Annotated in this window: 23 protein-coding genes and 1 pseudogene; 10 read left to right on the top strand and 14 right to left on the bottom strand. The window is 51.4% G+C overall.

The genetic code is table 11. The annotated features are described in order from the left end of the window. The coding region (locus M891_RS24190) for an IS1182 family transposase (protein ID WP_157268845.1) at window positions 1–1,701 on the top strand (1,701 nt) is incomplete at its 5' end. Beyond that, window positions 1,625–2,191 (top strand): 5' nucleotidase, NT5C type, encoded by a 567-nt coding sequence (locus M891_RS0119340; RefSeq protein ID WP_028539962.1) that lies wholly within the window; start codon window positions 1,625–1,627, stop codon window positions 2,189–2,191. The genes M891_RS24190 and M891_RS0119340, both read left to right, overlap by 77 nt. A gap of 13 nt (window positions 2,192–2,204) precedes the next feature. On the opposite strand, the gene M891_RS25420 is transcribed toward M891_RS0119340, so the two are convergent. Continuing rightward, a complete protein-coding gene (locus tag M891_RS25420; protein WP_157268843.1) occupies window positions 2,205–2,396 on the bottom strand; it encodes a hypothetical protein in 192 nt (63 codons plus the stop codon). A 145-nt stretch (window positions 2,397–2,541) separates the two neighbouring features. On the opposite strand from M891_RS25420, the gene M891_RS0119330 reads away from it, so the two are divergent. Continuing rightward, on the top strand, window positions 2,542–3,111 hold the full coding sequence (locus M891_RS0119330) for a thymidine kinase (RefSeq protein ID WP_028539961.1): 570 nt from the start codon (window positions 2,542–2,544) through the stop codon (window positions 3,109–3,111). 53 nt (window positions 3,112–3,164) lie between these two features. On the opposite strand, the gene M891_RS0119325 is transcribed toward M891_RS0119330, so the two are convergent. The 8 genes and pseudogenes from M891_RS0119325 to M891_RS0119285 all read right to left on the bottom strand — a co-directional run bounded on the left by M891_RS0119325 (window position 3,165) and on the right by M891_RS0119285 (window position 10,360). Beyond that, window positions 3,165–4,574 (bottom strand): deoxyguanosinetriphosphate triphosphohydrolase family protein, encoded by a 1,410-nt coding sequence (locus M891_RS0119325; protein ID WP_028539960.1) that lies wholly within the window; start codon window positions 4,572–4,574, stop codon window positions 3,165–3,167. 146 nt (window positions 4,575–4,720) lie between these two features. Further along, the gene (locus M891_RS0119320; protein WP_028539959.1) at window positions 4,721–5,485 is read right to left on the bottom strand and encodes a hypothetical protein; all 765 of its coding nucleotides are present in this window, start codon (window positions 5,483–5,485) and stop codon (window positions 4,721–4,723) included. Next, window positions 5,482–5,940 (bottom strand): flavodoxin, encoded by a 459-nt coding sequence (locus M891_RS0119315; protein ID WP_009224443.1) that lies wholly within the window; start codon window positions 5,938–5,940, stop codon window positions 5,482–5,484. The genes M891_RS0119320 and M891_RS0119315 overlap by 4 nt, the downstream gene beginning before the upstream one ends. 346 nt (window positions 5,941–6,286) lie before the next feature. Beyond that, window positions 6,287–7,306: pseudogene (locus tag M891_RS26190) on the bottom strand (molybdopterin-dependent oxidoreductase). Window positions 7,307–7,405: 99 nt separating this feature from the next. After that, complete coding sequence (locus M891_RS26045) at window positions 7,406–7,537, bottom strand: hypothetical protein (RefSeq protein WP_255315370.1); 132 nt, start codon at window positions 7,535–7,537, stop codon at window positions 7,406–7,408. A gap of 323 nt (window positions 7,538–7,860) precedes the next feature. Further along, window positions 7,861–8,529 carry a TetR/AcrR family transcriptional regulator gene (locus M891_RS0119295; RefSeq protein WP_028539958.1) on the bottom strand — a complete coding sequence of 223 codons (669 nt, stop codon included), beginning with the start codon at window positions 8,527–8,529 and terminating at the stop codon, window positions 7,861–7,863. A gap of 50 nt (window positions 8,530–8,579) precedes the next feature. Next, the gene (locus M891_RS0119290; protein WP_028539957.1) at window positions 8,580–9,632 is read right to left on the bottom strand and encodes an ABC transporter permease; all 1,053 of its coding nucleotides are present in this window, start codon (window positions 9,630–9,632) and stop codon (window positions 8,580–8,582) included. Beyond that, window positions 9,629–10,360, bottom strand: coding sequence for an ABC transporter ATP-binding protein (locus tag M891_RS0119285; protein ID WP_028539956.1), 732 nt, complete (start codon window positions 10,358–10,360; stop codon window positions 9,629–9,631). The genes M891_RS0119290 and M891_RS0119285 overlap by 4 nt, the downstream gene beginning before the upstream one ends. A 226-nt stretch (window positions 10,361–10,586) precedes the next feature. On the opposite strand from M891_RS0119285, the gene M891_RS0119280 reads away from it, so the two are divergent. Continuing rightward, the gene (locus tag M891_RS0119280; protein WP_028539955.1) at window positions 10,587–11,339 is read left to right on the top strand and encodes a stalk domain-containing protein; all 753 of its coding nucleotides are present in this window, start codon (window positions 10,587–10,589) and stop codon (window positions 11,337–11,339) included. A 107-nt stretch (window positions 11,340–11,446) separates the two neighbouring features. Here the strand turns inward: M891_RS0119280 and M891_RS0119275 are convergent, their stop codons facing one another. From M891_RS0119275 to M891_RS0119265, 3 genes are all read right to left on the bottom strand, one after another. Next, on the bottom strand, window positions 11,447–12,202 hold the full coding sequence (locus tag M891_RS0119275) for an exodeoxyribonuclease III (RefSeq protein ID WP_028539954.1): 756 nt from the start codon (window positions 12,200–12,202) through the stop codon (window positions 11,447–11,449). Between the two features lie 88 nt (window positions 12,203–12,290). After that, entirely contained in the window at window positions 12,291–12,626 is a 336-nt protein-coding gene (locus M891_RS0119270; protein ID WP_009224435.1) for an antibiotic biosynthesis monooxygenase, read from the bottom strand. Between the two features lie 43 nt (window positions 12,627–12,669). Next, a complete protein-coding gene (locus M891_RS0119265; protein ID WP_028539953.1) occupies window positions 12,670–13,731 on the bottom strand; it encodes an ABC transporter ATP-binding protein in 1,062 nt (353 codons plus the stop codon). 358 nt (window positions 13,732–14,089) lie between these two features. On the opposite strand from M891_RS0119265, the gene M891_RS0119260 reads away from it, so the two are divergent. From M891_RS0119260 to M891_RS0119250, 3 genes are all read left to right on the top strand, one after another. Continuing rightward, window positions 14,090–14,419, top strand: a complete 330-nt coding sequence (locus M891_RS0119260; protein WP_009224433.1) for an ArsR/SmtB family transcription factor — start codon at window positions 14,090–14,092, stop codon at window positions 14,417–14,419. Window positions 14,420–14,521: 102 nt separating this feature from the next. Beyond that, window positions 14,522–16,300, top strand: coding sequence for a SulP family inorganic anion transporter (locus M891_RS0119255; RefSeq protein ID WP_009224432.1), 1,779 nt, complete (start codon window positions 14,522–14,524; stop codon window positions 16,298–16,300). 312 nt (window positions 16,301–16,612) lie between these two features. Next, window positions 16,613–17,056 carry a hypothetical protein gene (locus M891_RS0119250; protein ID WP_009224431.1) on the top strand — a complete coding sequence of 148 codons (444 nt, stop codon included), beginning with the start codon at window positions 16,613–16,615 and terminating at the stop codon, window positions 17,054–17,056. Between the two features lie 63 nt (window positions 17,057–17,119). Here M891_RS0119250 and M891_RS0119245 read toward each other — a convergent pair whose 3' ends face one another. Together M891_RS0119245 and M891_RS0119240 are read right to left on the bottom strand one after the other, a co-directional pair. After that, entirely contained in the window at window positions 17,120–17,572 is a 453-nt protein-coding gene (locus M891_RS0119245) for a hypothetical protein (protein WP_028539952.1), read from the bottom strand. A 505-nt stretch (window positions 17,573–18,077) separates the two neighbouring features. Next, complete coding sequence (locus M891_RS0119240) at window positions 18,078–19,313, bottom strand: purple acid phosphatase family protein (protein WP_028539951.1); 1,236 nt, start codon at window positions 19,311–19,313, stop codon at window positions 18,078–18,080. A gap of 208 nt (window positions 19,314–19,521) precedes the next feature. Between M891_RS0119240 and M891_RS0119235 the strand changes: the two genes are divergently transcribed. From M891_RS0119235 to M891_RS25610, 3 genes are read left to right on the top strand one after another with little or no spacing between them, the layout of a single operon-like run. Further along, on the top strand, window positions 19,522–20,235 hold the full coding sequence (locus tag M891_RS0119235) for a polyphosphate polymerase domain-containing protein (RefSeq protein ID WP_028539950.1): 714 nt from the start codon (window positions 19,522–19,524) through the stop codon (window positions 20,233–20,235). A 3-nt stretch (window positions 20,236–20,238) separates the two neighbouring features. After that, window positions 20,239–20,943 (top strand): DUF4956 domain-containing protein, encoded by a 705-nt coding sequence (locus M891_RS0119230; protein WP_028539949.1) that lies wholly within the window; start codon window positions 20,239–20,241, stop codon window positions 20,941–20,943. A 22-nt stretch (window positions 20,944–20,965) separates the two neighbouring features. Beyond that, a complete protein-coding gene (locus M891_RS25610; RefSeq protein WP_198032051.1) occupies window positions 20,966–23,089 on the top strand; it encodes a CotH kinase family protein in 2,124 nt (707 codons plus the stop codon). Window positions 23,090–23,548 lie beyond the last annotated feature (459 nt).

The following is a 23,548-nucleotide window of genomic DNA, read 5'->3' as shown; positions in this document are numbered from 1 at the left end:
TCCTACCATCCTAAAATGATGCTAAAAGTCATTCTGTACGGTTACTCGCAAAAGGTTTACTCCTGTCGCGGTATCGAAAAGCTGTTGCATGAAAATCTCCCCGCCATGTGGCTGGCAGCCATGCAGCAGCCCGACTTCCGCACCTTGAACGATTTCCGCGGTGTGCGCATGAAAGCGTTCATGGACGAGCTGTTTGAAACGATGATCCAAAAGCTCATCGCAGACAACTACATCACGATGGAACAGTACTTCTTAGATGGCACGAAGATCGAAGCTAACGCCAATAAGTATTCGTTTGTGTGGAAAAAATCCACGCTTCGCTCCGAGGAGAAGCTTAAGGAAAAGGTGCAGGCGACCCTTGCGCATATTCATACGCTCATAGAGCAAGAAGCTGGTGAATATGCAGCAGAACCAAACGAACTCCCTGCCAAGCTTGAAGCAGCAGCAGTCGTGCTGGAGGAGAAGGTCGAAGGATTGACGGAACAAATCGCCGAGGCAAATGACAGCCAGGAGCGAAAGGTCTTACGCAAAAAGCGCAGTGCCTTGAAGCAACCGCTGAAACAAATTCGGGAGGATTTTCTTCCCCGACTCACCAAATATGAACAGCAGAAAGCCTGCTTTGGTGATCGCAACAGCTATTCCAAAACGGACCCGGACGCTACGTTTATGCGGATGAAGGAAGACCACATGAAAAATGGCCAACTGAAACCGGGCTACAATGTGCAAATGGCAACGGAAAACCAGTTCGTTTTATTTTACAGCATCCACCAGCGCCCCACCGATACGCGTTGCTTCATTCCACATATGGAGCGATTGGCTGCGTCTGGTTTGCCGATGCCGAAAACGGTGATTGCTGATGCGGGATATGGCAGTGAAGAGAACTACTTGTATGCAGTGGGCGAAGAAAAAGAGCCGCGTTTTGATTTTCTCATTCCTTACGGCAGCTACATGAAAGAGAAAACACGTCGATACAAGAAGGACATTCGGCACGCATCCAACTGGACATATGAAGAGCGCAATGACCGTTTTATTTGCCCGAATGGCCGGTATGTTCTCTTTAAGAAATACCAAACGAAAAAGAACACTTCCGGCCTGGAACAAAGCTTTAAAATTTATGAATGTGAAGATTGCAGTGATTGTCCATTCAAGACAAGCTGCACGAAGGCAAAGGGAAACCGCCAGATCCACTGGAATACGATCTGGGAAGAGTTAAAAATAAAGGCCAAAAAAGCCCTTGAGGATGACGAGAAATCCGCGATCTATGCTCGACGTAAAGTCGAGGTAGAGAGCGTATTCGGTCACATCAAGGGCAATAGGTCGTTCCGGCGGTTCTCCTTGCGAGGGCTAGAGAAGGTTCACACGGAGTTTGGGATTGTGGCTTTGGCCCACAATCTACTGAAGGTGGCGGGTATCCGCCACGCTACTCTCCTGCAAAAGCGACAGAACCAAAAAAGTTGGACGAAAAAAACGTCACGTTTTTCCGTCCAACTTTTTATTTTGGGGACTTATTGGACAGCCCCTTCTTTTTTTACATGGCCTTACGGTATCCCAAAACCGCATTTTTCTGATATCTTAGAGGAAGTCATACCAATCCAAGAATACATCGAATCAGGAGATTTCCCTCATGCGCAAACACATTGTAGCCATCGATATGGACGATACCCTCTGTCATCTCGTGCCCAAGGCGATCTATTATCATAATTTGCAGTTCCCCGACCGCCCGCTCACGATGGATCAAATGATCAGCTTCGATATGACGAAAATTTGGCATCCCGAGTGCAATGAAGACATCTTCTTCGGGCGCCCCGGCTTGTATGAGGAGCTGGAGATCTTTGATGAGCACACCGTCGAGGAAGTACGCAAGATGACGCAGGACCATGATGTCATCATCGTTACCGCCGCCCGCCCTTCATCTGTACAGGAAAAATGGAACTGGCTGCAACGCTGGATGCCGTTTATCCCGTTTGAAAACTTCTTCGTCGCCAAGCGAAAAACATTACTTGACTTCGATCTGCTCATCGATGACGGTCCGCATAATTTGCTGCCAGCCAAGGAAGCCGGGCGGCTCACGATCGGGATCCCGCGCCCGTGGAACGCCCCGATTCAGCAGCAATTCCTCATGAAGGATTCATGGGAGGGCATGAGCGACTTGGTGAATCGGTTGCTGACGGAACGTTACCCAAAGGAATAACTGCCCTCGGCGGTTACTGTTCGTGCCCCCGGATCGGAGGCGAAGCTGTCTCCCCGAAGGACACGTTGATGGCATGGCGGATTTCGACGCCCTCGTCCAGCCATTCGATGTCGATGCTGGACCGGAACGGCGTCTCCAAACTCAGCTTCCCGCTCCGAATCCGCCTGCATCCGAGGCGGCTCCAAAACCAGCCCCTCCAGGACATGCCGCAGCTCTTTGATGCAGCGATGTAACATTTTCCAGGCGCTGAATATCTCCAAATTTCGCGCCAGCCTATCCAACAACCGAATCGAAGTATGCTAGAATAAAGAGCATGGTTGCGATAGAACGAATAGAAAGGGACGTCATCGTTGGCACAATTATTTTACAAGTACGGAGCAATGAACAGCGGCAAATCTATCGAAATTTTGAAGGTTGCCCACAATTATGAAGAGCAGAACAAACCGGTGCTGCTCTTTACTTCGGCGATCGATAACCGTGACGAGGTTGGTTATGTCTCCTCGCGGATTGGATTGCGCCGGCAGGCTATTCCGATTTATCCGGACACGAACCTCTTTGAAATCGTCCAAAATCATACCCCGCGCTTATACTGCGTATTGGTGGACGAATGCCAATTTCTGAATGAGAGCAATATCAAGCAGCTGGTCCGTATCGTTGATGAGCTGGATATTCCTGTAATGGCGTTCGGATTGAAGAACGATTTCCAGAACCAGTTGTTTGAGGGCAGCCGCCTGCTGCTGATTTATGCCGACAAAATCGAGGAAATGAAAACGATCTGCTGGTTCTGCGCACGCAAAGCGACAATGAACCTGCGGGTGGAGAACGGTAAACCCGTCTACACCGGCGAACAGATCCAAATCGGCGGCAACGAGTCGTATTATCCGGTGTGCCGGAAATGCCACGCCAACCCGCCGCTATAAAGCTTCCACATCTAAAATAACGGACCGGCATTTCGCCGGTCCGTTTGTCTTTTCTAATCCATATCGTAAATCGTACCTACCTTCAGTCCGTACAGCTCGTTGTAGATCTTTTCCGCGTAGGCGTCCGTCATGCCGGCAATATAATCGATGATCATATGCTCCCATGTCCAGATTGGTTTAGGTCTAGCTTGGTCCCGATCAAATCTGCGCAGCCAGTCGCCGGGGATAATCGATTTGCTGGTCTCCGGATCAACAAAGGCATCCCACAACCGCTTGATAATCCAAGCACTGCGCTTCTGCAGCCGTTGAACCCGCAAATCTCGGATCATCGTCACCCAAGCGAAGCTCTTCAGTACGCTCACCGTCCGCAGCATATCCATGTCTTCCTGCCCGTCCTTCACGAACGTAACCTTCTGCCAATCGCCGTCGTCGGTCACTCCCAAGCTGCCAACGAACAAGCTGACCCAATAAGCCTTGACTTCCCGACGCGTGCGGGAATAGTCATGATCGCACACCGGCATTTTAACGTTCCAGATGCGCAGGAAATCGTCCAGCACCTCGGCCACCTTAACCTGAATTTGTGGCGGCTGCCATCCCGTCCAGCAAGCGTCCTCCAACGTCATGATCTTCTCGACAATCAGCCGCTGAATGTGCGAGTCCTTGAGGAAATGCTCGTGTACCTCGATTTTTCCCGCCTTGATGCCATCTTCAAGATCGTGGGCCGAATAAGCGATGTCATCGCACAGGTCCATAAGTTGCGCCTCAAACGTTTTCTTGCCCTCAGGAATGCCCCAGCGGTCGCGTATGTAAGAGATGTACTCCCATTCATGCAGATATAACCCTTTCTTGTTGACCGTGCCGGGATAAGGGTATTTATTCGTTCCCAGCAGCACCGCATCGGATAGGTTCAACCCATCGATGTTTTCCCGCTTCTCCAGGAACATCATCAGCCGGAAATTGTGGGCGTTGCCTTCAAAATGCTCGTATTTCTGACGTAAGGCAGCCCTCGTTTGCTGCTCTTCTTCCGGAGTCGGTTGTTTGCCTTTTAAAGCTGCCTGTACCTTCTCCTCAATAAGTTTCTCCAATATTTGATCCAGTACCTCTTCGCCTTTATGCCCAAACGGGGGATGACCAAAATCATGGCAGATGGCGGCGCATTCCACTACCTCCGGATCGATAACCAATCCAGGATGCTGAGCGCGGTCAGCCGCCAGCTCCGGATACGTGCGCAGCAGACTGCGCGCCGCTTCCCGGGCGATCTGGGCGACCTCCAGCGAATGCGTCAGCCGGGTTCGATAATAATCGCCTGTGCCGGCCCCAAATACTTGCGACTTCCCTTGCAGCCGGCGGAAGGTCGGGGAATGGATCAGCCGTGAATAATCGCGTTCGAAGGTGGCGCGGTTATTTTCATGTCCGATATTGTCCGGGTATTGGCGGTGCTCTCTGAGTTCGTGGATATTCATGGCTCTTGCACTCCTTGTCGCGTTCTCTCTTTTCTGTTATTGTAGCCGTCCACAGCCGGAACATAAAGCACCGTCTCCAAAATTTGTTACCCTACAAAAAAATCACCCCGCAAACGCGGGGCTTTGCTCTAGCCGCTTTATTGTTCTTACGATACGCCAAGCCTCCAGGGTTCACCGCCTCCGGTCCGATTGATGTCGGCGCCAGGTTCCTCGCTCTCCCGATGACAGCACCCGCATTCCCAGGCCTCCTGCAACAACCACACATAATCCAGTGATTCCTGCAGGTCCAGCGATTCTCCTGGAATCACCTGCCTCCTTCCCTCCATTAACGCATAGACTTCGATATCGCCGGGCGGACGGCCAAATGCGCTGTGCCAAAACACGTTGACCAGATGGATAAAAGCTTGCGTGATGCTCTCATTCTCCTCCACGAGGAACTTCTGCACGGTCACCCGATCCGGGTTCCCCCGCTCTTGCCATACCGCTTGAAAGATAATAGACAAATGCAGATCCAGCCCCGCGACGTGCGTTCCCCAATTCTCATATAAAGCTAAGGGATACTCGTATATCCTCGTCCCCGTAATGAAAGTTAATTCCGACACCATCCGGTGGTACACCTGCCAGTAGAACAAGGGATCCGGAAAATCACGCTGATTCCGCGGCCAACGCCGGTTCAGCAGCACCTGGATCGGCGTATGCAAACGGACCGCCGGGAGAAGCGTGAAATAATCGTTGATGGCGTGACCCACTGCGTATTGCACGCGTTGCTGCCAGGAGATGCAAGAACCGCCGCCTGTTGGGCCGTACGATTGGCTGTACGTTTGGCCGCACGCCCCTGCCGGACCGCTCGAGTCCGACTTCAGCGAACGCAGCCATTTTTCGAGCACATAATCCGCAAGCTGCTTGGTCATGGCTGATTCAGCGCTCCTATGCGTTGTGCGAAATTGGCCCCGAACTCCCGGCACAATACCTTCTCCTCCGGACTTGGGCCGTATTCCACCTTGAGCGGCGGTTGGACGATGACCGCCCCGTTTTCCCGAAGCCGCTGCTCTAATTCATCTACGGCGGCGCAATACAGACGGTAGGAAGTATCTCCGCTGCCAAATACGGCAGCCCGGAATCCCGCCAAATTCAGCTCCTTCATTTCATCCACGAAATCGGCAAATTCGTCGGGAAGCTCCCCGTCTCCCCATGTATAAGCACCCAACAGGCAGGCATCATATTCCAACAAGCGTATGGCGTTGCAATCCTCCACCATCTTCAGATCCACAGCCGCTCCGGTTCCGCGAATCCCTTCAGCGATTAGTTCAGCCATTTCCTCCGTATTCCCGGTCAAGCTGGCATAGACGATGATGATATTGCTCATTCCCTCCCCAACTCCTTCCAAGTACATGACTTGATAACCGAAGTATAATTGATAATGATTATCATTGTCAATAATAGGGCGGCTAGTATCTTCTTCACACCTCTTTGCACGATTATCCCTTTCGTTCAGAACTGGGGATTGAGTGGAAGTATCGAGTGGAAGTGGAAGTTCACTGGGGGAGCCTTGCAGTGGAAAGGGACCTGGTGGGGATCGTCGGTTTTGGATTACACTACCTATCTGATGCAACGGGATAATCCTCAAAAAGAAGGGAGCGGATAGACACCATCAATAATAGCCGGAACCCCTTAAATGGAGTATCCGGCTTCTTCTTTTACTATACGAGCGATCAGCTCATTCCTACCCACGCATCGTTGGAGTAGCCGCACTGCTCCCAATATCCGACATGCTCGCCTTCGATGAGCTCGATGCGGTTCAGCCACTTCACCGACCTGTAGGCGTACATTTTCGGCACGATCAGTCTTACCGGACCACCCAAGTCGCTCGGTATCGGCTTGCCGTCGTGCATCACCGCGACCATACAATCGTCCATATTCGCCTGATCCAAGGTGAGGGTATCGGTGTAGACGCCGTCCCCCGAATAGAACTTCACCGTTTTGGCGTTTGGCTTTACGCCGGCTTTTTGGAGCGGCTCCCGCAGCGGGATGCCTTCCCAAGTATTATTGTACACCGACCAGCCCGTCACACAGTGAAAATCACTCACCTGCACCTTCCGCTTCAGCTTGAGGAAGTCCTCCCAGCTTCATTTGAACTTGTTGTTCACCAGACCGTCGATCGTAAACGGCCAGTTCTCGTTGGAGAAAGACGGAATGTCCGTGACCGTATATACCCGAAAATGTCCCTGCGCCCCGCCGCCAACTGGGCGAGCCTCGGGTTTAATCGACCGTCGGGCCGGTTCCTTCAACCATTTGGTCCGGGTTAAGGAGTGGTAAATGATGTACGGCAAACCGATCCAGGTTAATAAATCGTGCACGGTCAGTGCCGTATTGGACACTCTCGGACCCACCGCCTTGAACTGCCACAGCAGCACGCCCGAGCCAAACCAGCCCAGCAGTAAAGCTAGGACCACGAGAACGTTAAACCGCTGCCAGGGCTTCTGCTGCAGCTGCTTCCAATGCTTCCCCGCTAACAGCAAGTAATAAATGACCGGGAGGATCGAAGCAACGCCTACCGCGATATGCAGCCATTTGAGCCAAACCCGGCCCTCACCCAGCAAACCGCGCCAAAACCCGCCAACCAGCAGCAGCCCCGTCAGCGCAAGGATCACGACGATCCAGCCGTTCCAGGTATGCAAGGCGACGAGTTTCTTGCCATACCCTTTGCGCAGGCGCTCCAGCATTCCCTTCATACCTCCCCTCCTCCTTATTTTTGTTGTATATTCTCAGAACGCCTGCCATCATTCGCCTCAAGCACCGTGAACCAAAACGTACTGCCCCTCGTCTCCGATTCAACAACGCCGAAAGATCGAGCACCAGTAAATCGGGATGACCATCATTTCGTTGTCCTTCATCTCATTGCCCATCATGTCCTGACCCATTTCGCCATCTTTCATCTCTTCGCCCATCATCTCTTGCCCCATTTCGTTACTGCCGGAAGAATTGTTCATCTCGGTGGAGGCGTTGGCCCCGTCATGTTCCCTTTGTTCATGTCATTGTTTTTGGCACCGCAAGCGGCTAACGTCAGCATGGCCCCCCAGCATAAGAATCAATCCGATTTTTTTCATAATATTTCTTCCTTTCGTTATTTTTAGCTTTGTTCGTCCATCATCTTAGCGAAAAATGCTAACCATCTAAGAACCAACCGCTTGCGAATGTGTTAGAAAAGTCTTACGAAAGTCTTACAAAACCGCCACAAAATCAGAAAACCCGTCCCAGGTTAAGCCTGAAACGGGTTCAATTCGATTTAACGGGGACGACCCGCAATCCCATACATCAACAAGTCCACCGTGTGTTCAATTTCTTCGTCTTCATCGATCGAAAAATCCGGCACGAGGAGTACATGAACCAGAATCATCCCAATCATGACGCTGGCACCGGTTCTGACGATCCGCCATGGCGGCGCTTCAACAAGCTGCCCCTTTTCCTGAAAATGCAGAACAACTCGCTTGATCCGCTGAAAGACGATCTCGGAGGCCAAACTCTTCACCTGCTCCAGCAGCTCCGGCTGAAACGGGACCTCCTGGATCAGTATTTTGATAATCCGCATATTCTCCCGAACAAACTTGAAACGATCCTTCGCCAGCGCGCGAAAAAAGTCCTCCGCCCGCTCATAGGGCATCTCGATCATTTTGGCAAAATCCCGCAGCAGAAACGGCGCAACCAGCTTGATCACAATTGGTCCGGCGATAGACAGCAGCAGATCTTTCTTCGTCTTATAGTGGCGGAAAATCGTTCCCTCAGCTACCCCGGCCTTTTGCGCGATTTCACTGGTGGATGTGGCGGCATACCCTTTCTCGGCAAAAATCTCCGTCGCCGCCTCCAAAATTTTGATCTGCTTCTCCGTCTTCTTCTCCGTATCTTCTTCCGTCAACCGGATCAAGTCCTCCAGCCACTGCTCTTTCTTCTCCGACATAGAGGCCTCTCTCCTTTCCCTTCGTATCGTAGGCTTCTTTGTTCAGCGTACTATATTTTGCGGTGCTTGCGCAACGCGAGGACATTAGCGAGCATAAAGACGAAGGACAAGCCAGCCAGCACATACACATCCAGCGCGATTCCGCTCCAGCCTTCGCCGCGGATCATGATGCCGCGCAGCGCATCCGCCCCGTATTTCAGCGGTGTGATATGGGTAATCCAGCGCAGCCAAGGCGAAATGCTCTCCAGGTCAAACAATCCGGAGAAAAACACCTGCGGCACGATGACAATCGGAATGAACTGAATCATCTGGAACTCTGTGTTAGCGAACGCCGACAGCAAGGTGCCGAAGCTCAGAGCCGTGAGAGACAGCAGCAGCATGATAAGCAGCACGTAACCAAAGGAGCCCACCATCAAGCTGCCAAGCGCATACACCGTAAACCCGGCGATCAACACCGCCTGCAGACTGGTGAAGATCCCGAACCCGGCCATATAACCGACAACGATTTCCCATCGGCGCAGCGGCGTGGCGAGCAACCGTTCCAGCGTGCCGCTTGTTCGTTCGCGCAGGAAAGACACGCCCGCGATCAGGAATACGAAGAAGAAAGCAAACAATCCGATTAACACTGGACTAAAGCTGTCGAAGCTCGACATGTCTGCAGATCCGTGCAAATATTCGAACTCCGGCGCAGCGGCGTTCCCATTCGGATTTTGCGTTATTCCGGCTGGAGTTGCTTGCCCCTGAAGCGTTTTTTGCATGAGCAGCATGACGGCCCGGTTTTTGGATGGATCGCTGCCTTCCAGCTTTACCTGCGCCGCCCCCTGATCTAAGCGAATAAACGCATCGATCTCTTGATCAGCCAAGGCCGCCTCGGCCGCTTCAACGGTATCGTAGGTGGTGACTTCCGCATCAGCAGCGGTTAATTTCTCCGTAATCGCAGCAGGCAGCTGCACGGTACCAATCTTCGGTTGGTAGGTGTCTCCATTAAACACAAGATACATTAAGGATAAGACCAGAAGCGGAGCGACGACCAACAACGCCAGCGTTCTTTTGTCATGGATAAACTGACGGACGATACGGACAATCACAGCCCGGATTCTCATGCACGAACACCTCCGTAATGCAAAAAGGCTTCCTCAATCGTCGCGCTGCCAGTCTCCTGTTTCAGCGCCTCCGGCGTACCTACGGCGATCAAATTACCGTCCCTTACCATCCCTAGCCGATGACATTTGTCGGCTTCGTCCATGACGTGGGTGGTGACGAGAATCGTCGTGCCTTTTTGGCTCAGGTGTTCGAATTCGTCCCAAATGGACTTGCGCAGCACCGGGTCGATCCCGACGGTAGGCTCGTCGAGAATGAGCACCTCAGGCTCATGCATAAGCGCGATCGCCAGCGACAATCGGCGTTTCATCCCGCCGGAGTAAGCGCTGACCGGACGTTTCAAATGATCCGTCAAATTGACAAGCGCCATAACTTCTTCGATTCGCCGCTTCATTTTCACACCTTTTAACCCAAATAACGCCCCAAAAAACTCTAGGTTCTCCTTTGCCGTAAGCTCGTTGTACATCGCGTCAGATTGAGCCATATAGCCGATGCGGTTCATCATGCTGATCTTTGGCATTCGGATGCCCAGCACCTCAACCTCGCCGCTGGTCGCTTCGTCGATGCCGGCGATCATTTTCACGAACGTTGTCTTGCCAGAGCCCGACGGCCCCAGCAGTCCAAAAATCTCATTGCGCCGCACCTCCAGGCTGATCCCGTGCAGCACCTCTTTATCGTTGAACTTGCGGGTCACTCCTTGAGTTCGAATACAAACTTCTTGATTAGACATCTGCACCACTCCTCTATGGGACAGGTTGTTGACGTGAGTACTTACTCACATTTTCTTGATGGTTCAAATATACTCCTCGCCGAGTAAATAGTCAAGTGAGTAATCACTCATTTTTTGTTGGATTCCTGTCATGGATTGTCGGCGATTTAGCGCTGGATGATATGGAAGTACTCCCCTTTTCTTGATAAACTGTTGTTACAAAACACGGTGAAAATTAGGAGGCAGTATGAAAAAGAAATTTCTAATTTCAGCGATTCTCACAACGGTTCTTATGCTTGTGTCTATTCCTGCATATGCTTCTGCACCCGCCGCTACACTGATTATTAACGGCAATGTAATCCATGCAGATCTTAAAGTGATCAATGGAACAACATACGTTCCGCTTAGGGTGATATCGGAACACCTTGAGGACGTCGATCTGTACTATAACTCTGCGACCAACACAATTACCATGAATCAACGAAAGACGAATGATCCCTCACAGACCCCAATGAGCCCCCCATCAACGACAGCTTTAACTGGCAAAGAATTAGAGGAATATTTATCAAATCATTTCTCAAAATTAACGACTTCTCTGGGTGAAACTATCCTTTATTTTTCAATTGAGGAGAACAACTCCGATCTGCACCCTTACGATTATTGTATCAAAGTTAAATATGATCCGAAATTCTACGGAAATTTAAAAGACGTAGCCGATAACCCATCTGCACAGCGAGAAAAGATAATTCTAGATGTTAGATCTGAACTCCGTGCTCATATGGAATCTATAGCAAAATCCGCAATTGCTGTCATGCCCGGGAAAAAGTTATGTGGATACTACTATTACGAGAACGCCAATGAGCCAGCTAAACAAGCTGAACTTGCCAAATTCAAGACCAATGCCTGGCAAAATTACGATGGTTCTTCTTCAACCAAATATACGGATTCCAAAATCACTCAATTTCAGTGGACCACATCCGAAGTGAACGGAGTGAAATAAAAGGCAGTCTCCGGTTCCGAGCGTGACGTCTCTCCATAACAAAAGAACGCCCCTCTATCGCAGCTTGTACGAGATTAGGGCGTTCTTTGTTTTATTTTAGTGAGCGATCACCATTCTACCGTCAACGACACTGGGCAATGATCACTGCCCAAGATGTGGCAGTCGATGCCTGCATCCTGCAACTTCGGCGCAAGCCGGGAGGAAGCGAGGAAGTAGTCGATCCGCCAGCCGATGTTCCGCTCGCGAATTTTCGGCATATATGACCACCAGCTGTACACGCCTTCGCAGTCCGGGTAGAAATGCCGGAACGTATCGATAAACCCGGAGGCCAGCAGCTCGGTCATTTTGCCGCGCTCTTCCAGCGTATAACCGGAGTTGCCTTCATTGGACTTGGCGTTCTTGATATCTATGGGATTGTGGGCGACGTTCAGGTCGCCGCAAACGATGACCGGTTTGACCGCATCCAGGCCCGTAAGGTAAGTGCGGAACCGGTCCTCCCACTCCATCCGGTAATCCAAACGGGAGAGGTCGCGTTTCGCATTCGGCGTATACACGGTAACAAGATAAAATTGCTCGAATTCCAGCGTGATAATCCGCCCCTCCGGCTCATAATCCTCCTCCATGCCATAACGCACGGACAAAGGTTTGATGCGCGTGAAGACAGCGGTGCCGGAGTAGCCTTTTTTCTCCGCATAGTTCCAATACTGCTCGTATTCGCTGCCAAGGTCCAGCTCGATCTGCCCTTCCTGCAGCTTCGTCTCTTGAAGGCAGAAGATGTCCGCATCCGCCTCTTTGAAATAGTCCAAAAATCCCTTGCCCACGCAGGCGCGCAGTCCGTTGACGTTCCATGAAACCAGCTTCATGATAATCTCCTTGCCTTGATGTAATCGAGAATTGCGAAAAACCCAATCTAGCAATCTCGTCTATGAATCATGGTTCCAGTTTAACACGTCATACGCCGTTCAAAAAGGCTTTGCCCTTCTTCACGACCTGGGCATCGTACAGGTTCACCGTCGTGCTGAGGATGTAAGAAGGCGGCTGCTTTCCGCGGTTATTTTTATGGCCTTGGATGTGTGCGTCGCTTTTTTCCCAGTTCTTCCATGCTTCCTGCGACTCCCATCGGATCACGACCACCACTTCCTCCTGCTCTTGGCTCTTTCGATTCACCATCACGCTGATGTCCACCAAGCCCTCCATCTGGTCGATGGCGCCCTCTTGGCTAAATCTAGCAATCACCTTGTCGCTGTTGCCCTTCTCAATGACCATGGTCCTTGTCATAACAAACATTCCGGTTCCTCCCTATGGAAAAAAATATCACTTCTCTTCTCGCTTACGCTTCCGCAAGCACAGGTACCTCATAGGTTCCTGGCAACCAGCGGCGCTTCCGGCTCACCGCTTCAGGCGGCATAACCTGCGGCGCCTGCGGATGCAGCAGCCACGACTTCACCGCATGGGTATCGGATACCCGATACAGCGGCGGCTCCTGCTCGAAGTCGATCTTCATCGCGTACGAGCTCCGCAGTGCAAACGCGTCCCCTTGCGGTGGACGGATCAAGTCCGGCGGCGTGCCGGGGATCGCCGCCAGCTTCCCGCCGCCATGTCCATCGAGACTTGGCATCGAGGCCAGCAGTCCCCACGTATACGGATGGCGCGGGTCATAGAAAATTTCCTCCGCCGTCCCCGTCTCCACGATCTGCCCGGCGTACATCACCGCGACGCGGTCGGCCATTTTAGCTACGACGCCAAGGTCGTGTGTAATAAAAATAATGGCCGTGCCGATCTTCCGCTGCAGCTCTTTCATGAGCTCCAGAATCTGCGCCTGAATCGTAACGTCCAGCGCCGTGGTTGGCTCATCGGCGATCAGCAGCTTCGGGTTGGCCGCCAGCGCGATAGCGATCATGACCCGCTGCCGCATCCCGCCGCTGAACTCGTGCGGGTATTGGTGAAAGCGCCGCTCGGGCGACTTGATCCCAACCAGACCCAGCAGCTCCACGGCCCGCTGGTACGCGGCTTCTTTGGACATATGCTCATGGGTATGAAGCACCTCGGTGATCTGCTTCCCTACCTTCATGGTTGGGTTGAGCGAGGTCATCGGATCCTGAAAGATCATCCCGATCTCCTTGCCGCGAATCCGTTGCATCTGTTTCTCCGTTTTGCTGGTCAGCTCTTGCCCGTCAAACCAAATCTCCCCGCGTTTATATACGCCCTGCGGCCGGGGAATCAGTTGCATGATGGCCTGAGACGTGACGCTTTTGCCCGAGCCCGATTCGCCTACGATGGCCAGCGTTTCCCCTTTGTCGACGTAGAAGTTCACGCCGCGAATGGCCTGCACTTCCCCCTCCCGGGTATGAAACGAGATGGCCAAATCCTTCACTTCCAATAAGTGTTCCATGTTATCCCGATTCCTCACTCTCCACTCCCCTAATCGGAGTCTCTCTATAGTAAGATGACGGAGGGCAGAACCTAATGAAACGGATGAACTAGATTAACTAAGATAACTAGGTTTAACCCGTTGAAGTTCTCCTCGCCATTTAATGATAATGATTATCATTATTAAGTATAGCATATTTGTCTGTCAAAGCTCAAATGGAAAAACCCAGTCCCTGTGCCCTCCTATCCCCCTGAGCTCTCGCGAAATTTTCAATTTTAAGTCAGACTATTTCTCTATACACTCTGCCGAGGCTATGATAAGATATCAAATATGCAAAGATTCAGAGATATGAAATTTATGATTTTAAGGAGTTTAATCGATGGACGCGAACTTGCAACAATTTAAAGCGGAATTCTTCAAAGCTCTCGCCCATCCGATGCGAATTCGTATTCTGGAGGTGCTGAGCGAAGGCGAACGGAATGTCAACGAGCTGCAATCGATCCTTGGATCGGAAGGGTCAGCCGTATCCCAACAATTAGCCGTTCTTCGGGCCAAAAATCTGGTCAATACCGTCAAGGAAGGCACGACGGTTGTTTACTCGCTTCGAGATCCACTGCTGAAAGATTTGCTCGCGGTAGCCCGGCAAATTTTCGACAATCACTTGGTCGAATCCATTTCCTTACTGCGCGGGATCCGAAAACAAAAATAAGGATCCTCAAGTTTCCCCGTCGGGCTGCGGGGGTCTTTTTTGTTTGTGGGAAAGTACTTGCTCTATGAAATGCAGATTTTTAAGAAAAGAAGGGTTTAACGGATGAAGTGGAGTGGAAGGTTCACCAATGTTAATGCGACAACGCTGCGCAAAGATTTGATATCGGGGTGTATTGTTGGCATCGTGGCCCTCCCGCTTGGGATGGCTTTTGCAATCGCGTCCGGCGTCGAGCCGGAGTATGGGCTGTATACAACGATCGTCGCCGGGATCTTGATTTCGCTGTTAGGCGGATCCCGATTCCAAATCGGCGGCCCTACCGGGGCGTTTATTCCGATTCTGCTCGCAATTGTGCTGCAATACGGCTATGAGAATCTCCTGATCGCCGGCTTTCTGGCCGGGATCATGCTGGTGTTGATGGGCCTGCTGCGGCTCGGAACGCTGATCAAATTCATCCCGAGGCCGGTCACGATTGGGTTTACCGCCGGCATTGCGGTGACGATCTTCAGTGGGCAAATCGGGAATTTCCTTGGTTTGACCGGGATGAAGCGGCATGAATATTTTCATGAAAATATTAAGGAAATCTTCCTGCAGCTTCATACGTTTAACTTCTACAGCTTCCTGACTGCAGGTATCTGCCTGGCAGCCCTGCTGCTGACGCCCAAGTTTCTCCCGAAAATCCCCGGATCGCTGGTTGGCATCCTCGTGTCTACGTTAGCTGCGACGTGGCTGTTCCCCGACCGGGTGACGACCATCGGCTCCGCTTACGGGGCGATTCCCCGCGGCTTGCCGGATTTCCACCCGCTGGCCTTGTCCTGGGACAACATCGTACCGATGCTCCAGCCAGCGCTGATCATCGCCTTGCTTGGCGGCATCGAATCGCTGCTCTCTGCCGTTGTAGCGGACAGCATGACCGGCACCCGTCACGACAGCAACCGCGAGCTGATCGGGCAAGGTCTCGCCAACATGGCCGCTCCGCTGTTCGGCGGCATTCCAGCGACCGGGGCGATCGCCCGCACGGCGACGAATATCAAGAACGGAGCAGTGTCTCCTTTTTCCGGCATCATTCATGGCGTCGTTGTGCTGCTGATCGTCGCGTTGTTTGCGCCATATGCATCCAACATCCCGCTGGCCAGCATGGCCCCGATCCTGATGGTCGTCGCCTGGAACATGAGCGAGCGCAAAGCGTTTGTCCACATGCTGAAGACACGGACCAGCGATACGCTCGTACTGATCGTTACGTTCCTGCTGACCGTATTTACGACGTTGACCATAGCTGTCGAGGTGGGATTGGTGCTGGCTGTTCTGCTGTTCGTCAAACGGATGAGTGACCTGCTCACCGTTGACAAGGTGCTGCCCGATTGGGCCTCCGGCAAGGAGAAGGTACGGGCGCATATCGTGTCCAAGGATCATGATTGCCCGCAAGTTTCCATTTTCACCATCGACGGACCGTTGTTCTTTGGCGCTTCGCAAGCGTTTGATCGGTTTGTCTCGCAAATTGAAGGCGGACTGCTGCGAGTGGTGTTGATCCGAATGGGCAAGGTACCGTTTATGGATACGACCGGCGAAGCGAATTTTGCCGCCCTGATCAAGCGGCTGCAACAAGCCGGCATCACCGTCCTCGTATCCGGCCTTCGTGCGCAGCCGCGCAAGCTGATGGACAAAGCCGGTTGCTATGCCATGATTGGCGAAGAGCATTTTTTTGAAAGCACCGGGGAAGCCCTCACCTACGCCTTAAGCCAAATCAATAACGACAAGTGCCGCGGCTGCAAGCATTTCGCTTTCCGCGAATGCGCCGCCCTGTGCGGGGCGGCGGAGCCCGAGCGGCACAAGCGTACCGAACTCGCCGGGTCGCTGGCTCGGGAAAGCAAGGTTACGGTGTAGCTCTGCTGGGGCTGTAAATCCGGCTAAAACCTCCCAAATAGGATGTAGTACATTCTATTTGGGAGGTTTTTTATGCTGTTTTGAAGGGATCCTCCATAACTATTTCCCCTATGACATTCGGTTTAATTACTATTCTATATCTAGTTCTCAAAATCAATATTATTGCCCAATGAAATAGTCCAATCATTTCTTTCACAGTTTCATAATTTAAGAGATGTGAGGGATATTTTTAAGAAGCTATGAAAGTCCCTTATAGTTGAGAAGCAATAGGTACCTAGCTCTCGACAAATCAGAAGAGGAAATGTTTAGTCTATGGCATTTACAAAGGAGTATGCAGCTAAAGTTATTTTAAGTTTGGACGGTGTAAGAAAAACTGAAAGAGCGCAAAGGGAAATTTATGACAAGGGTATTGTTAGTCCTACCGATTCTAGCACTTTAGCAGATGCGTTGAGTGCATCAGCTACTATCTTAGGACTTGTATTTCTTAAAAGTACAGCAGTAGGCTTAGCAACTGCCGTTCTCGGCATTGTAACCGATCTTATTCCAAATGAAAAAGAGATTCTTAAAGAGATGGTATACGATGGATATTGGCATTTAGGATACCTCGAAGACTTTTTGGTTGATAATCCAAACTTTGATTTACTGGAAGTTAACTTTCCTTTTATTGAGTACGAAACGGCTGGCGTTCGTTTCATCACAGGTAACGGCGTAGTAACTCGAGTTCATTCAAAAAGTGGGGGATGGCAAATTCTATAATATTTATCAAAAAAAGCAACCTTTTTTTAGTAGAAGGGTTGCTTTTTTTATACTCCGGAAAACTTACTTTTTAAATAATTCCTGAATAACGACCGTTGGATCAACCTTGCTTGTTATTTTGTAATATGAAGATCTGCCCCTGTTATACTCAAAAATATTGATGTAATGGTTATCATAAAGGATTAAACCAAACGCTAGCTCCCTGTTGACTTTTATAGTTATCCAGTAGGACTCTGTGTAACTAATATTTGATAAATTCGTTCTCTTTAGCTCAAGCTGTGAAAAATAATCTACAATTTTATTGATTTCATTTTTGTCAGTTATAGATCGTTCATCTTCATCTGCAGAGTTATATAATCGACTAATGACTTGTAATGAGCTTATTTCATCAGTATTTATATCTTTCATCACAATCTCGTTAAATGTAGTATTTTTTGAATGGTTTAAAAAAATCAATGTACCGGCAACTAATAAAATTAAAATTATTCCAATTGCAATGTATTTATAACGTTTCATAGAACATCACCTCATCTTCTCCATATAAACTTTTCATTTTAGTACATTAAAACTCCAATCATTCTTCAAACTTTAGGATACTCTATGAACTGGCTCCTTCTGTTTTACAGCAGGAGCCAGTTTCAGATTTTTTACTACTACTTTGAAAATTAAAATTTATCCTAATTAAACTTACTAACAAATTCTTAATTTCCACTAATATTTTCGTTTCGATCCTCATCTGTGTAATCTCTTACAGCTAAATGCCGATGATCTTAAAAACAAATTTTTTTATTTAATCAAACTTGAAGGGAGTGATTAGCTTCTCTAAAGTCAACGATAATCAAGTGAACAGTCACCTTAAATAAAAGAATTATCGGTACCTACTCCTAAAGTTTCCAAGAAAAGGATTGTTTAAATCCATAATATGCTCCCTCCTCCTGATCGTCAAGCTCTTCCGGTACTAAAACTGATCCTTTACCAATAGCCACTCAGTTATTGTGCACGTAAGTCGAGGGCTCACCCTTTACCGCTCCAAGGTAAACTCATCCAACCTGCGGCCGTTCACGGTATACGCGATGTACACCAAGGTGTGCTCGCTTACGGTGATCCCGGCAAACGTCTGCTTGTTGGGTTGGGTGTGTACGGCATGGTAGAACTTATCTTTTTTTAAATCGTTAAATTTGGGACCGGAGGTGTTGGTGACGACATAGACGGTCCCTTTGCCGTCTTGGGCGATTTGTCCATCCCTGATCGGATAGGAGCGGGAATATTCATGGTTGTGCCCCTGCAGCACCAGATCCACGCCAAACTCATCGAACACCGGAATCCAATCCTCGATTTTGTCGTACTGATTTCCACCGTAAGCAGGCCGATGAATCGCCACGATTGTCCAAGGCTTGGTGTTCTTGCGCAAATCCTCTCTGAGCCATTCCGTCTGCCTTTTGATTTTGGACTCCGTATTGAGCACAACGATATGAGCAAATCCATAATCAAAAGAATACGTAGTCCCCGGCGTAGCTCCCTCCGCCCCATTCTCCGGCACAAGAAAATGCGACGTAAACGCCGAAGCGTCCCCGGAAATTTCATCATGATTGCCCGCCACCGGCATCAGCGGCACGCGGGTAAGCCATTGGGCGGCTTGTCCAAACAGCCATTTCCAGCCCTGCGCATCGTCCGGATTCTCTGTCATATCCCCGTTGTGCACGATGAAGCGGGCTTCCGGGAATGCTTGAAACGCTTTGTCCAACGTGCGCGCCCAAGGCCGGAAATCCGCAGCCTTCTCGCCTTGCGAATCCGTGACGTTAATGAAGGTAAACGCCTGAGGTTCCTCAGGTTCTGTCACAAAGCTGACCGGCTCGCTCCAGCCGTCTTCCTGTCCATTTCCCACGCGGTAGACATACGTCGTTCCCGGACGAAGGCCGGCGGCTAACACCTTGTACACTGTCTGCCCTTTGCCCCCGTCCTCCATCACGGACGCCTTCGCTTTGAAGCTGAGCACCTCTGCCTCGTTCCAGGAAGGATCGGGCTCCGCCCCCTCCGCGATCTGCAAAATCCCAGGCTCCCCGGACGCCCCTTCAGTCTGCCAGGTGAACGCCATCGTCGTCCGCGCATCCCCGCCGATCGTCATCACGATCGATTGGGGTTTCGGGACGGCGGATACGCCAGCCTGTTGTTTTTTTTGCCAGCCAAAGACGACGATGCCAAGCAGCAACACAACTACCACTATCCCCAGCCAAACCATCTGACTCCGACCTTTCATATAAAAAAACTCCTTCGTGAATTTCCCTCAAGATAATGCGCGGGGGAGCCCCCTGTCAACTTTCCGACTTACAGGATTTCACATTTGTCAACGCAGTGTTAAAACTTTCAGTTGATTTTCAGTTTGCGTTAAGTGGACAATCAGGGAGCCTTGATAGGATAAATGACATCACACATAAGGTTCCCGAGAAAAGAGGTGCAACTTGAACTTGAACCAGAAACTGAAGTATCGCCACGAGCTGAAATTTATGATCAACCGCCACCAGTATTATATCCTTCGGCAACGGTTACGGGGATTAGCCCGCCATGACGAACATGCGGGACAGGACGGTGAATACCATATTCGCAGCCTGTATTTCGACGACATCGACAACTCCGCCTTGCACGACAAATTGGGGGGCATCCGTGACCGCCGTAAATACCGGATTCGCATTTATAACGGGCGGGACGACCTGATTCAGTTTGAGAAAAAAATCAAAAAAGGCGACTATATCGCCAAGCTCAAAGAACGGTTGACCCGGGAGACGGTGGATGCCATCCTGGCCGGAAATATTGAAGTGCTGAACGTGCCGGAAAAGCCGCTGTTGTATGAGCTTTACCTTGAGATGAAGCAGCGACTCTTGGCGCCGCAGGTGATCGTCGATTATGTCCGCGAACCGTTTGTTTGCCCGAACGGCAATGTGCGGATCACGTTTGATAAGGAGCTGCGGACCGGACTCCATGCCGTCAATTTGTTTGACCCGGATTTACGGCCCGTTTCGGCCAACGATGACAAGCTCATCATTCTCGAGGTCAAATACGACGAGTACATTCCGGAATATCTGCAGGCCGCTCTGCAGTTAGAGGGGCTCAGACAGCAATCGGCATCCAAATACGTCATTTGCCGCAAATATTTGAAGACCAACGCATGGGAGGATTATTGATTGATGAATGCAACAAATACTGCAACGACAACAACGAATTTTAGCGATATCGTGAAAAATTCCATTCTCGACAATTTCACTTCAGACATCAGCATCAGCAAAATCATCATTACGTTAGGCGTTTCGTTCCTGATCGGACTGTTCATTTACATTTTGTACAAACGGGTATTCAGCGGGGTGCTGTACTCGAAGAGCTTTAACGTCTCGCTCATCGGCATGACAATGGTCACTGCGATGGTGATTATCGCCGTTAACTCCAACCTGGTGCTGTCCCTCGGTATGGTTGGTGCCCTGTCGATCGTCCGCTTCCGTACGCCGATCAAGGATCCAACCGATCTGATCTTCCTGTTCTGGGCAGCCGCAGCCGGGATCGTCGCAGGCGCCGGGTTTTATGCGCTGGCCGCCATCGGTTCGGCGGTGATTGGCCTCATCCTGTTCCTGTTCATCAAGAGCAGTTCCTTGGAAACCCCTTATCTGCTGGTTGTGAACTGTGAGAGCGATGAGAGCGAGAAGCTCGTTCATTCGCAAATCGGGCAGCTGGTCAAACGCTACAACGTGAAGCAAAAAACCGTAACCGCAGGCAACATTGAAATGACGCTAGAGGTTCGCTTGCGCGATCAGGAAGGCAATTTTGTGAACCAAATTACCGCGCTGGGCGGCGTCAAAAATGCCGTGTTGATCAGCTATAACGGCGACTACGTGTCTTAACGGAACCCGGAGGTGGAAGAGAATGATGCGCAAAGGGACCCGGCTTTTGCTGTGGACGTGCGTCGGGCTGCTGTTGGTTGGCCTGATTGCCTGCGAGGCCACCATGAATTCCGGGGGATCCTCCGTGACGAACAGTCAGACGGGGGCTGCCGGGAAGCGAACGGTCTCTGCGGAGGAGAAAAAGCTGGATGAAGAGGTGTTCCCCAAGGACCGGGTGGTTGACGTGAAAATCACCATCGACGAGGCGGATTTCCAAGACATGCTGGACAATGCCAGCGCCGAGGAATTCAAAACCGCGTCGGTGGATTACAACGGTCACCATTTTGACAATGTCGGCATCCGTACCAAAGGCAATTTGAGCTTGCGCAGCGTGGTGCAAATGAGCGATTCCGATCGGTACAGCTTTAAGTTGTCTTTTGACGAATATGTGAATCAAACCTTGGAAGGTATTCAAAAAATCAACCTGAACAACAACTACAGTGACGCTACGTACATGCGGGAGTTTCTGACCTATGAGCTATCCGAGCAGATGGGCTTGCCAACGCCAAAGCACTCTTACGTGAACGTCTATATTAACGGCGAGCTCTGGGGGTTCTACCTGGCGGTGGAGCAAATCGGCGACGCCTATCTGGAGCGTAACTTTGGCAATGCCTACGGGGCGTTGTACAAAGGGGAAATGACCGGCAGCGGCAGCGATTTGACCTGGTTGGGCGATGATCTGTCGGCGTATACCGGATTGGTGCAGAAGTCGAAGTCGTCGAACGGCGATATCCTGATCAAGATGCTGGATGAACTGAATAACGGCAGCAACTATGAAAAATACATCAATGTGCCGGACGCGCTGGGCTACATTGCGCTAAACACGCTCACGAACAATATGGACAGCTACATCGGCGCCAATAAGCAGAACTATTATTTGTACGAGGACGACGGCGTCTTCTCCATCCTGCCTTGGGATTACAACATGGCCTTTGGCGGTATGGGCCGGGGCGGCGGCGGATTCGGCCGCGGCGCGAACGGCGGCGCAGGCGGCGGAGCGGATGGCGCTGGCGGTGCAGCCGGTGCGACCGGGGCGGCCGATGGCGGTGCGCAAGACGGTGCAACCGGTGGCGATGACGCTGGTGCTGCCCGCGGGCAGCCGCAAGCTGGCGCTGGCGCGGACGCTCAAGGCGGTGCGGCGGCTCCAGGCGGCGGTAGTTCGGGTCGGAGCAATCTGCTGATCGACGAACCAACGCAAGGCGCCGTAGCAGATCGGCCGCTGGTGGCCAAGCTGCTGGCAGTAGATGAATATAAGGTCCAGTACCATGATATCCTTCAGTCAGCGATCGACAACTTCCTGGAGAATGACAAATTCTCCGCCCGCGTCACGGAGTTGTCGGAAATGATCTCGTCTTATGTAAAAGCCGATCCAACGGCCTTTTACACCTATGAAGAATACGAGCAAGCTGTGCCCCAACTGATCAGTACCAATGCTAGTCAGATCGAGAATATCCAGCAGCAGCTCGACGGTACCATCGCCTCGTCCGGCGATGGATCGGGCAGCGGCGGCGGCTTTGGCGGCATGGGCGGCGGCTTCGGCGGCGGGCGTACGGGCCGCACTGCAGCGCAAGGCCAGAGCGAGACCCAAGCCGGCGCAGTCGCGGAGCCAAGCACGCCGACCAACGGCGCAGCGGGCAGCGCGCAGGGCGGCGATGGCGCTCCCGCCGGCCAAGGCGGGCAACCGCCGCAAGCCGGCGGTAACGGCGCCATGGGCGACCCGGCGCAAGCGACGCAAGCGGGCGCGCCAGCCGCCGCGGCGGACGGCGCCGCCAGCGGCGACGCCCAGGCGCAGTTGCCGCAGGGCGCACCGGGTGCGCCTGGCGCCGAAGGCGAGGCCGGCAGCCTGCCGGCCCTTCCGGATGGCATGCAGCCTCCGGAAGGGTTCCCGGGCGACGCCGGTGAGCTTGGCGATGCCGCCGGCGGCGCGGGCGAAGCTCGCCCTGCGGGCGGCTTCCGCGGCGGCGATTTCCCGGGCGGCGGCCGCGGCTTCGGGCCAAATGGCCAACAAGCTGGCAGCAGCAGCGAAGCGCTGATCACCGGCATCTCCTTGCTGGTGCTCCTAGCCGCTGCAGGCTTCGTCGCTTTCTTCCGCCGGAAACGGCTATAGAAAACTGCAAAAGTACATCTTTTTTCGAGCCAAAATGGCTATTTTGAGCAAATGCCTGCAAAAGTGCAGTTATTTTTCTCGAAAATCCGCAATTTCGCCAATTTCGCTTTAAACGAACAAAAAGCCTGCACTTTTGCAGGTTTTTTGCACTAGCCTTGCACCAAACCTGACATGAGAAATTACAGAAAAATTGTTTGTAAAATATCCTAAATATGGTTGNTATTACTGGTATTCTTCTGGTTGCTCATAAAAAAATCTCCTATTGTTAAGGTGTAGGCATGTTACCCACTCCATAACAGAAGGAGACCATAGCATGGGTAACAATAACTCAAAATCAGTCATTTGTAAATGCCTAAATTTGCTGAATGTCGGAGAATACCGCGGCCTGCTTGCCGACCATCGCACTCGCAAACTTACAACCGGTAAAGCCATTCAGATTTTTGTGGAGTCTCAGCTTGC

This window comes from Paenibacillus sp. J14 (genome assembly GCF_000518465.1).
Lineage (GTDB): Bacteria > Bacillota > Bacilli > Paenibacillales > Paenibacillaceae > Fontibacillus > Fontibacillus barengoltzii.
The sequence above is the reverse complement of the archived record's forward strand: the minus strand, read 5'-3'. Positions and strand labels throughout refer to the sequence as shown.

What these genes read in the sequence shown, in the direction of transcription:
- M891_RS0119340 (WP_028539962.1), top strand. Translation starts at nt 1,625, where the DNA reads ATGCGCAAACACATTGTAGCCATCGATATGGACGATACCCTCTGTCAT.
- M891_RS25420 (WP_157268843.1), bottom strand. Translation starts at nt 2,396, where the DNA reads ATGTCCTGGAGGGGCTGGTTTTGGAGCCGCCTCGGATGCAGGCGGATT.
- M891_RS0119325 (WP_028539960.1), bottom strand. Translation starts at nt 4,574, where the DNA reads ATGAATATCCACGAACTCAGAGAGCACCGCCAATACCCGGACAATATC.
- M891_RS0119320 (WP_028539959.1), bottom strand. Translation starts at nt 5,485, where the DNA reads ATGACCAAGCAGCTTGCGGATTATGTGCTCGAAAAATGGCTGCGTTCG.
- M891_RS0119315 (WP_009224443.1), bottom strand. Translation starts at nt 5,940, where the DNA reads ATGAGCAATATCATCATCGTCTATGCCAGCTTGACCGGGAATACGGAG.
- M891_RS26045 (WP_255315370.1), bottom strand. Translation starts at nt 7,537, where the DNA reads ATGGGGCAAGAGATGATGGGCGAAGAGATGAAAGATGGCGAAATGGGT.
- M891_RS0119295 (WP_028539958.1), bottom strand. Translation starts at nt 8,529, where the DNA reads ATGTCGGAGAAGAAAGAGCAGTGGCTGGAGGACTTGATCCGGTTGACG.
- M891_RS0119290 (WP_028539957.1), bottom strand. Translation starts at nt 9,632, where the DNA reads ATGAGAATCCGGGCTGTGATTGTCCGTATCGTCCGTCAGTTTATCCAT.
- M891_RS0119285 (WP_028539956.1), bottom strand. Translation starts at nt 10,360, where the DNA reads ATGTCTAATCAAGAAGTTTGTATTCGAACTCAAGGAGTGACCCGCAAG.
- M891_RS0119280 (WP_028539955.1), top strand. Translation starts at nt 10,587, where the DNA reads ATGAAAAAGAAATTTCTAATTTCAGCGATTCTCACAACGGTTCTTATG.
- M891_RS0119275 (WP_028539954.1), bottom strand. Translation starts at nt 12,202, where the DNA reads ATGAAGCTGGTTTCATGGAACGTCAACGGACTGCGCGCCTGCGTGGGC.
- M891_RS0119270 (WP_009224435.1), bottom strand. Translation starts at nt 12,626, where the DNA reads ATGTTTGTTATGACAAGGACCATGGTCATTGAGAAGGGCAACAGCGAC.
- M891_RS0119265 (WP_028539953.1), bottom strand. Translation starts at nt 13,731, where the DNA reads ATGGAACACTTATTGGAAGTGAAGGATTTGGCCATCTCGTTTCATACC.
- M891_RS0119260 (WP_009224433.1), top strand. Translation starts at nt 14,090, where the DNA reads ATGGACGCGAACTTGCAACAATTTAAAGCGGAATTCTTCAAAGCTCTC.
- M891_RS0119255 (WP_009224432.1), top strand. Translation starts at nt 14,522, where the DNA reads ATGAAGTGGAGTGGAAGGTTCACCAATGTTAATGCGACAACGCTGCGC.
- M891_RS0119250 (WP_009224431.1), top strand. Translation starts at nt 16,613, where the DNA reads ATGGCATTTACAAAGGAGTATGCAGCTAAAGTTATTTTAAGTTTGGAC.
- M891_RS0119245 (WP_028539952.1), bottom strand. Translation starts at nt 17,572, where the DNA reads ATGAAACGTTATAAATACATTGCAATTGGAATAATTTTAATTTTATTA.
- M891_RS0119240 (WP_028539951.1), bottom strand. Translation starts at nt 19,313, where the DNA reads ATGAAAGGTCGGAGTCAGATGGTTTGGCTGGGGATAGTGGTAGTTGTG.
- M891_RS0119230 (WP_028539949.1), top strand. Translation starts at nt 20,239, where the DNA reads ATGAATGCAACAAATACTGCAACGACAACAACGAATTTTAGCGATATC.
- M891_RS25610 (WP_198032051.1), top strand. Translation starts at nt 20,966, where the DNA reads ATGATGCGCAAAGGGACCCGGCTTTTGCTGTGGACGTGCGTCGGGCTG.